Here is a 7856-nt window from a genome sequence, read left to right as displayed (position 1 = left end):
GGTTCGAGGCGCCGAAGTCGGGGGCCGCGCCGAAACCGGGTGGCGGCGAGCCTGTCGCTCCGCGCGTACCGGGTGCCGCGGGAGAAGCATTTCCGCTAGCCGGCTTCGCGGCAGTCGCGCCTGTTGTTGCTGAGGCGGAGCCGGCGGCCGAACCCGAGCCGGCTTGCGTAGCGGCCGGCTTGGCCCGCTCAGCTTCGCGTTGCTGATGCACCGCGGCCTCCTGCTGCGCAGTCGAAGCCGCCGCGGAGGCGCGTGCCTCGGCGGCGTCGCGTTGCTGCGCCGTGGCTGGGTCCGAGGGTGTGACGGCCGATGCACTAACAGGATCGTCGGTCGACGAGCGGACGGCTGCTTCTTCAGCCGCTGGTGTCGGCGCTTCAGACTGAGGAGGCGTCAGGGACGGCGCATCGGCCGGCAAATCCTTGAGCGGCGACTGGATCGCATCCTCGTGCGAGGTCGGCAAGACGACCTTCGCGGATGCGGGCGCCGTCTCGGGCTTCGGTACTTCAGGCGTTGCGACGTCGGGCTTCGAAACCTCATCCGGCGTGCCGGACGGGGATGGGTTGCCGGGGGTACCGGCATTCTCTGGCTTGTTTTCGCTCATGACTGTCGGACGGGCGCCTTCCACGCAAACGGATGGGTATGGATCGATTATCCGCTACCGGGCGATGCGCGGCAAACCGGCACACAATTGCTGACACTGTTGCGCCACGCAGATCAATCCGCGAGATAACCGCCTTTACTCATGGATCGGGCTGTTCGTCGAAAGTTTCGCGCAACGCGATCTGCAGCGTCGCGTGGATCTTGACGCACCAGCGCCACAGCAACGTCATCAATAGCGCAGCGCACACCAGCACCACGACGAGCAGCCCGGTGGGCGGCAAAATTCCGCCGGAAAGCGCTGCCACCAGGAGAAACACCCCCACCATCGAGACGACCGGCACGAGGTCGGAAATCGCGGAACGGATTGCGTGGCTAAAGCGTCCGGCCTTCGCCGGCTGCACGCTCAACTCGGCGAGCAGCAGTGCCAGCGATTTGGTCTTGCGATACACGGCAACCAGAAACGGCATCGACAGCAACAAGGCCGCGCTCCACAGCACCACGCGTTGCAGGGGTTCGGAGGCAAGCCAATGGGCGAGCAACCTGCTCGCGTAAGGCGCCCCGTACGATACGGCCAGAAAGATCGCCACCACGAGCGCGAGATTCACCGCTATCTGCAGCACGATCCTGCGCGTGATGCCGAAAGGCGTCGGCCCGCCGCCGGCCGGCCGCAAGCTGCCGAGCCACTGTGAATACGTACCGAACACGTTGGCAACGGTGCGTGGCATCGCGTGGCTGAGCCGCTGTGTGAGCGGATCGGCGGCGCGGATCAGGTACGGCGTGAAAAGCGTCGTCAGTGCCGACACCGCCACCGCAATCGGATACAGGAAGGCGCTGGTCACTTTCAGCGTGAGACCGAGCGAGGCAATGATGAAAGAGAACTCGCCGATCTGCGACACGGTCATGCCCACCCGCATCGCCGTGCGTCCATCCTTGCCCGCGAGGAAAGTGCCGAGACCGCAAGAGACGATCTTGCCGACAATCACCGCAACGGTGATGACCGCAATCGGCCATGCATAATCGACCAGCACATGTGGATTGAGCATCAGGCCGATCGTGACGAAGAAGATCGCCGAGAAGGCATCGCGCAACGGCGCAATCAGATGTTCGATGCGGCGCAGATGACGCGACTCCGCCATGATCGCGCCAATCAGGAACGCGCCAAGCGCAATGCTGTAGTCGAGCTTCACCACCAGCAGGCAGAAGCCAAAGCAGAAGCCGAGCACCGATACGAGCAGCATCTCGTCACTGCCCGAACGCGCCACATAGTTGAGCGCGCGCGGCACGACCAGAATGCCGACCACGAGCGACACCGTCATGAAAAGCAGCAGCTTGCCGAGCGTGACGAGTGCGACACCGGCGCTCAACTCGCCGGTCTGCGCAATGCCCGACAAAAGCACCAGCATCGCAATGGCGAGAATGTCCTCGACGATCAGAATCCCGAACACCAGTTGCGCGAAGTTTTCCCGCTTCAGACCCAGCTCGGAGAGCGCCTTGACGATGATGGTGGTCGACGAGATGGCGAGAATCGCGCCGAGGAACAGCGAATCCATCGAACTCCAGCCGAAGGCGCTGCCGATCTCGTAGCCGATCCACAGCATCAGCACGATTTCGGAAAGCGCCGCGACGATTGCCGTCGCCCCGACCTGAAACAGCTTGCGCAAGCTGAACTCCAGCCCGAGCGAAAACATCAGGAACACCACGCCGAGCTCACCGAGCGTCTGGATGGTCTGCTCGTCGTGAATCAGCTGAAACGGCGGCGTGTAAGGCCCGATGATCACGCCCGCGGCGATATAGCCCAGCACCACCGGCTGTTTCAGGCGATGGAACAGCACGGTGACGACGCCGGCGAGCGCCATCACCACCGCCAGGTCCTGAATGAAGCCGATTCCGTGGTGCATAGGCGGAGTTTCCTTACAAAAAGTAATCTAAACGCCCAATAGTAACGCACCTTGGCGACATGCCGTTTTTGCGATCTGGGAGCTGGCGGAATGTTTTTGACACGCTGGACTCTTGTGAAATATCACAATAATATTTGCCGCATATTCAGATGACGGAGTACAGCAATGACGCAGGTATCGTTCAACGTAATCGGCCGCCCGGAGACCGGCGCGCCCTTCACGGTCGAGGTGAACCGCCTGACCATCGCGGGCTGGGCGGGGCGCGACCGCGCCGCGATCGAGCATCACATTGCTGAGCTCGCGGAACTGGGGGTGAAACGGCCTTCGACCACGCCCTGCTTCTACCGCCTCGGCGCGGAACTGCTGACGCAGGCCGGGCAGATCGACGTGATCGGCAACCACTCGAGCGGTGAGGCCGAGTGCGTGCTGGTGCAGTCCGCGGCCGGTCTGCTGGTGACGGTCGGCTCGGACCACACCGACCGTCAGGTCGAGGCCTACGGCGTCACCGTATCGAAGCAAATCTGTCCGAAGCCGCTCGCCCGCGATGCGTGGCGCTTCGACGACGTCGCGGCGCATTGGGACCAGTTGCAGTTGCGCGCCTTTGCGATCGCCGGCGGCGTGCGGCGGCTCTATCAGCAGGGCAGCGTCGCCTCCTTGCTGGCGGCGTCCGACCTGCTCGAACGCGCCCCGCTCGCGGAAGGCGCAGCCATGTTCTGCGGCACGCTCGCGGTTGAAGGCGGCATTGTCGGCATGGCCGACGGCGACGCGCTCGAACTCGAACTCCACGACCCGGTGCTCGACCGCACCCTGCGCCACGCTTACCGCGTGCATACGTTACCCATCGTCGAATGAGGCACTCATGAGCCCTGCCCCGTCACCCGCCACGCTGACCGCCGGCGCGTCCGTCAGCGCTCCTCACGACGCCGCCGTCGAAGCCGCCGCGCTGCGCAAGATCACCTGGCGCATCATGCCGTTCCTGTTCCTCGTCTACGTGCTGTCGTATCTGGACCGCGTCAACATCGGCTACGCGAAACTGCAGTTCACCGGCGATCTCGGGCTGTCGAACACGGCTTACGGGCTCGGTGCAGGCATCTTCTTCTTCGGCTACTTCGTTTTCGAAGTTCCGAGCAATCTGCTGCTAAAGAAATTCGGCGCTCGTGCGACCATCGCCCGCATCACCATGCTGTGGGGCGCGCTCTCGTGCCTGATGATGTTCGTGCGCTCGGAGACGATGTTCTACGTATTGCGCTTCCTGCTCGGCGTGGCGGAAGCCGGACTCGTGCCGGGCGTGGTGCTGTACCTGACCTTCTGGTTTCCCTCGGACCGGCGCGCCCGCATGGTGGCGGTGTTCATGGCAGCGATTCCGGTGGCCGGCATCATCGGCGCGCCGCTCTCGGGCTTCCTGATGTCGGCACTGCATGAAGCGCACGGGCTGCGCGGCTGGCAATGGATGTTCCTGATCGAAGGCATTCCGTCGATCCTCGCCGGCTTCTGGGCGCTGGCAGTACTGCACAATACGCCAGCCGAAGCCGCGTGGCTGAGCGCGGAGGAAAAGCGCGTGGTCCTCGCGAGGCTCACGCGCGAAAACAGCGCCGCGGCCGCGGCCGGCGCCGAGCACAACCTGCGGGCCGCCCTCAGCTCGGGGCGTTTCTGGCTGCTGACGCTGATCTACTTCTGCCTCGTCACCGGTAACGCCGGCTTCTCGTTCTGGCTGCCGCAGATCGTCAAGGATCTCGGCGTCACCAATCTCGTCAGCAACGGCTTTGTGACGGCCATTCCGTATCTGGCCGCCGGCATCGGCATGATCCTGATCGGCCGCTCTTCGGACGTCACAGGCGAGCGGCGCTGGCACTATGCGGTGTGCTGCTTTATCGGCGCGGCCGGGCTCCTCGGCAGCGCTTCGGTGACCAACTCGATCCCGCTGGCGGTGACCGGACTGTCGATCGCCTATATCGGCATCCTCGCGGGATTCGGCATCTTCTGGTCGATGTCGACGACCTTCCTGCAAGGCACCGCGGCCGTGGCCGGCATCGCCGTGATCAACTCGATCGCCAATCTGGCCGGCTACGTGAGTCCGTATGTGCTCGGCGTCGTCAAGGATGCGACGCATAGCGTGACCCTCGGCCTCGTGCTGATCGCCGGGGCGCTGATTGTCGGCGGTCTCGTCACGCTGCTGATGCCGCGGATCAAGGTGCCGCACGCTGTGGCGGAACTGGCGTGACGCTGCCATGCACGCCGCGCTCCACGCTTCGTGGGACGGCCCGTTGCAGGCGCGCGTCCGGATGCCGCCGGAAGCGCCCGGCGGATTGCCGACGGCGGCCGGAAGCCTTGTTCTACAATGCGGGCGAATGAGCTTCACCCTTGGTCCTCATCCGGCCCGCACGCCTTATTCATGACGCTTTTGCAAACTTCCCGCACTCCCACGGCCGCCCGGCAAAACGGCGCGAGCCTCGCCGAACAGGCCTATGAATTCGTCAAGCGCGAAATCATCACCATGCGTTTGCGTCCGAGCGAAGTGCTCAACGAAGCCGAGCTGATGGCGCTGACCGGCATTGGCCGCACCCCCGTGCATCAGGCGCTGCACCGGCTCGTCCATGAAGGCATGCTGACCATCATGCCGCGCAAGGGCATCATGGTCCGCCCGGTCTCGCTCGACGATGTGCTCGCCATCATCGACGTGCGCCTGATCAACGAGGGTCATTGCGTCGAACTGGCGGCGCGCCATGCTCAGGCGCACGATTACGAAGTGATGGAAGCGCTGCTCGAGCGCTCGAAGGTTTGCGTCGCGGCGCATGATGTGGAAGGCATGATGGAAATCGATCGCGAATTCCATCTGGCCATTTCGGCGGCCTCGCGCAATCCGGTGCTGGCCGACATCCTGCGCGGGCTGCATGAGCGTTCGCTGCGTTTCTGGTTTATCTCGCTGTCCGAGCCGCATCATCTCGAGGATGTTCACGAGGAACACCTCGAACTGTTTCGCTTGCTGCGCGAGCGCGATGCCGAAGGCGCCCGCCAGTCGGTGCAGCGCCATATCGAAGCGTTTCGCGCGACGCTGTTCAACCGGATCTGAGCGGATTCCATCGCGAATCCAAATGCAGATCCAAGCGCAGATTCAAGCGCAGATTCAATCGAGTTTGCATCGCCCCTAACCGGACCCGAACGACCATGGCCACTGAATTCACGCCCTTCCCACCGCTCGCCCAGCTTGCCGCTGATCTCACCGCAGGCCGCACCACCAGCCGCAAGCTGGTCGAAATCGCGCTCGAGCGCATCGCCGATCCGGCCGGCCAGGGGTCGAGCGTCTTCATGCATGTCGATGCCGACAGCGCCCGCAGCGCCGCCGACGGGCACGACCGTCTGCGCGCAGCCGGCGCGGTGCTCTCTCCGCTGGCCGGCATCCCGGTCTCGGTGAAGGACCTGTTCGACATTGAAGGCCAGGTCACCCGCGCCGGTTCGCTCGCGCTTGCCGGGGCGGCGCCCGCCACCGCCGATGCAGTGGCCGTGGCCCGTCTCAAGCGGGCGGGTGCGGTGATCGTAGGGCGCACCAATATGAGCGAATTCGCATTTTCCGGGCTCGGGCTGAACCCGCACTACGGCCATCCGCTCTCGCCATACCAGCGCGGCGTGAAAGGCGATGAACGGATTTCAGGCGGCTCGTCCTCGGGTGCGGCGGCGTCGGTGGCTGACGGCATGGCAGCCGTCGCGCTCGGCACCGACACCGGCGGCTCGATCCGCATCCCCGCCGCGCTATGCGGCCTGACCGGCTTCAAGCCGACCGCCGAGCGGATTCCGAAGCAAGGCGGCGTGCCGCTCTCGCCGACGCTCGATTCGTTCGGACCGATCGGCGTATCGGTGGCCTGCTGCGCGCTGGTCGACCGCATGCTGGCCGGGCTGGAGCCGCGCATCCCGGCGGTGCGGCCGCTCGAAGGCGTGCGCCTGGGCGTGCTCACCCACTACGTGACGGACGGCGTCGAGCCGGCCGTGGCCAGCGCCATCGACACCGCGCTCAAGCATCTGGAAGCAGCCGGCGCAATTGTCAGCGAGGTGCGGTTTGCGCCTCTGGACCGGCTGCCGGAGATCAACCGCTTCGGCTTTTCGCCGATCGAGGCCTATGCATGGCACCGGCCGCTGCTGGAAAAGCATCGCGACCAGTACGACCCGCGTGTGCTGACCCGCATCCTCAAGGGCCAGCCGGCCAGCGCCGCCGACTATCTCGACCTCGTAGCCGAGCGCGCCGCCCTGCTGGAAGCGGCTCGCAGCACGCTTTGGCAACGTTTCGACGCGATCGTCGCGCCGACCGTGCCGGTCGTGCCGCCGCGCGTGGCCGACCTCGTGGATGACGACGACACCTTCGGCCGCACCAATGCCTTGATCCTGCGCAATCCGAGCGCGTTTAACTTTCTCGACGCCTGCGCGCTATCGCTGCCCTGCCACCGGCGCGGCGACGCGCCGGTCGGCCTGATGCTGGCAGGCGCGCCGCACGGCGACGACGCGCTGCTGGCGATCGGCCGCGCCGCCGAGGCGGTGCTCAATTCAATTCGTTAGACGAGAAACAGGCAGGCGATGTTCGCGCTAGAATCGCGGGCAGCCGCCCCGCGAACAGCCGCCTCGCTGATAGCGCCCCGCGGATCTCCGACTCACGAACGCCACACGATCCATGAATAACGACAATGCAATGCTGCGCCGCGAGCGCACCCTGCTGGTTCTGCTTGGCCTGATCTGCGTTGCGCTGGTTGCCGGCGCGTTGTACATGCAATATGGGCTGCGCGAAGATCCCTGCCCGCTGTGCATCCTGCAGCGTTACTTCTTCCTGCTGATCGCAATTTTTGCGTTCCTCGGCGCGCGCTTCAACAGCTGGCGCGGCGTCAGGCTGCTCGAAACCCTGGCTGCGCTGTCGGCGCTGGCCGGAATCGTGACCGCCGCCAAGCACGTTTATGTACAGGCCAATCCGGGCTTTAGCTGCGGCTTCGATGCGCTGCAGCCGGTAGTCGACAGCCTGCCGCCCGCTCACTGGCTGCCGGGCGTGTTCAAGGTCGCGGGGCTGTGCGAAACCGCCTATCCGCCGATTTTCGGTATTTCGCTGCCGGGCTGGTCGCTGATCGCCTTTGTCATCGCGTTCGTGCCGCTGGCGCTGAGCCTTGTGCGCAACCGCCGCCGGATCGCCTGAGTCCCGCGCGCGGCCGGGTTGTGACAAGTGAGGGGCCGAGCCGGCTCCTCACTTCCGTTACCAAGATCGCGCCGCGGTTTTGGCCGAAAGTTCGCCCTCATCGTTTTGCCCCATCGTTTCGCCCCCAATTACCCGCGACACCTCCCTCCTGCCGCTCCGCGACGTCCGTCCGCTCACTCGCTGCACCCCGC

General features: G+C 65.1%; 6 protein-coding genes and 1 pseudogene. 5 read left to right on the top strand and 2 right to left on the bottom strand.

Going from position 1 to position 7856, the window contains the following annotated elements:
• Positions 1 to 601, bottom strand: a pseudogene (locus FFS45_RS40955) (peptidase C26); the annotation flags it as partial.
• 139 nt (positions 602 to 740) lie between these two features.
• On the bottom strand, positions 741 to 2498 hold the full coding sequence (locus FFS45_RS40950) for a cation:proton antiporter (RefSeq protein WP_137960267.1): 1758 nt from the start codon (positions 2496 to 2498) through the stop codon (positions 741 to 743).
• 165 nt (positions 2499 to 2663) lie between these two features.
• Between FFS45_RS40950 and FFS45_RS40945 the strand changes: the two genes are divergently transcribed.
• From FFS45_RS40945 to FFS45_RS40925, 5 genes are all read left to right on the top strand, one after another.
• Complete coding sequence (locus FFS45_RS40945; RefSeq protein WP_137960266.1) at positions 2664 to 3350, top strand: DUF2848 domain-containing protein; 687 nt, start codon at positions 2664 to 2666, stop codon at positions 3348 to 3350.
• 7 nt (positions 3351 to 3357) lie between these two features.
• Positions 3358 to 4719: an MFS transporter gene (locus FFS45_RS40940; protein WP_137960265.1), complete on the top strand. Its 1362-nt coding sequence runs from the start codon at positions 3358 to 3360 to the stop codon at positions 4717 to 4719.
• A gap of 171 nt (positions 4720 to 4890) precedes the next feature.
• Positions 4891 to 5568, top strand: coding sequence for a GntR family transcriptional regulator (locus FFS45_RS40935; protein WP_137960264.1), 678 nt, complete (start codon positions 4891 to 4893; stop codon positions 5566 to 5568).
• 95 nt (positions 5569 to 5663) lie between these two features.
• On the top strand, positions 5664 to 7043 hold the full coding sequence (locus tag FFS45_RS40930) for an amidase (RefSeq protein ID WP_137960263.1): 1380 nt from the start codon (positions 5664 to 5666) through the stop codon (positions 7041 to 7043).
• Between the two features lie 112 nt (positions 7044 to 7155).
• The gene (locus tag FFS45_RS40925; protein ID WP_137960262.1) at positions 7156 to 7665 is read left to right on the top strand and encodes a disulfide bond formation protein B; all 510 of its coding nucleotides are present in this window, start codon (positions 7156 to 7158) and stop codon (positions 7663 to 7665) included.
• Positions 7666 to 7856 lie beyond the last annotated feature (191 nt).

It is taken from the genome of Burkholderia sp. 4M9327F10, assembly GCF_005503145.1.
Lineage (GTDB): Bacteria > Pseudomonadota > Gammaproteobacteria > Burkholderiales > Burkholderiaceae > Paraburkholderia.
Note: the sequence above shows the minus strand (reverse complement) of the source record. Positions and strands in the feature narration are given on the sequence as shown.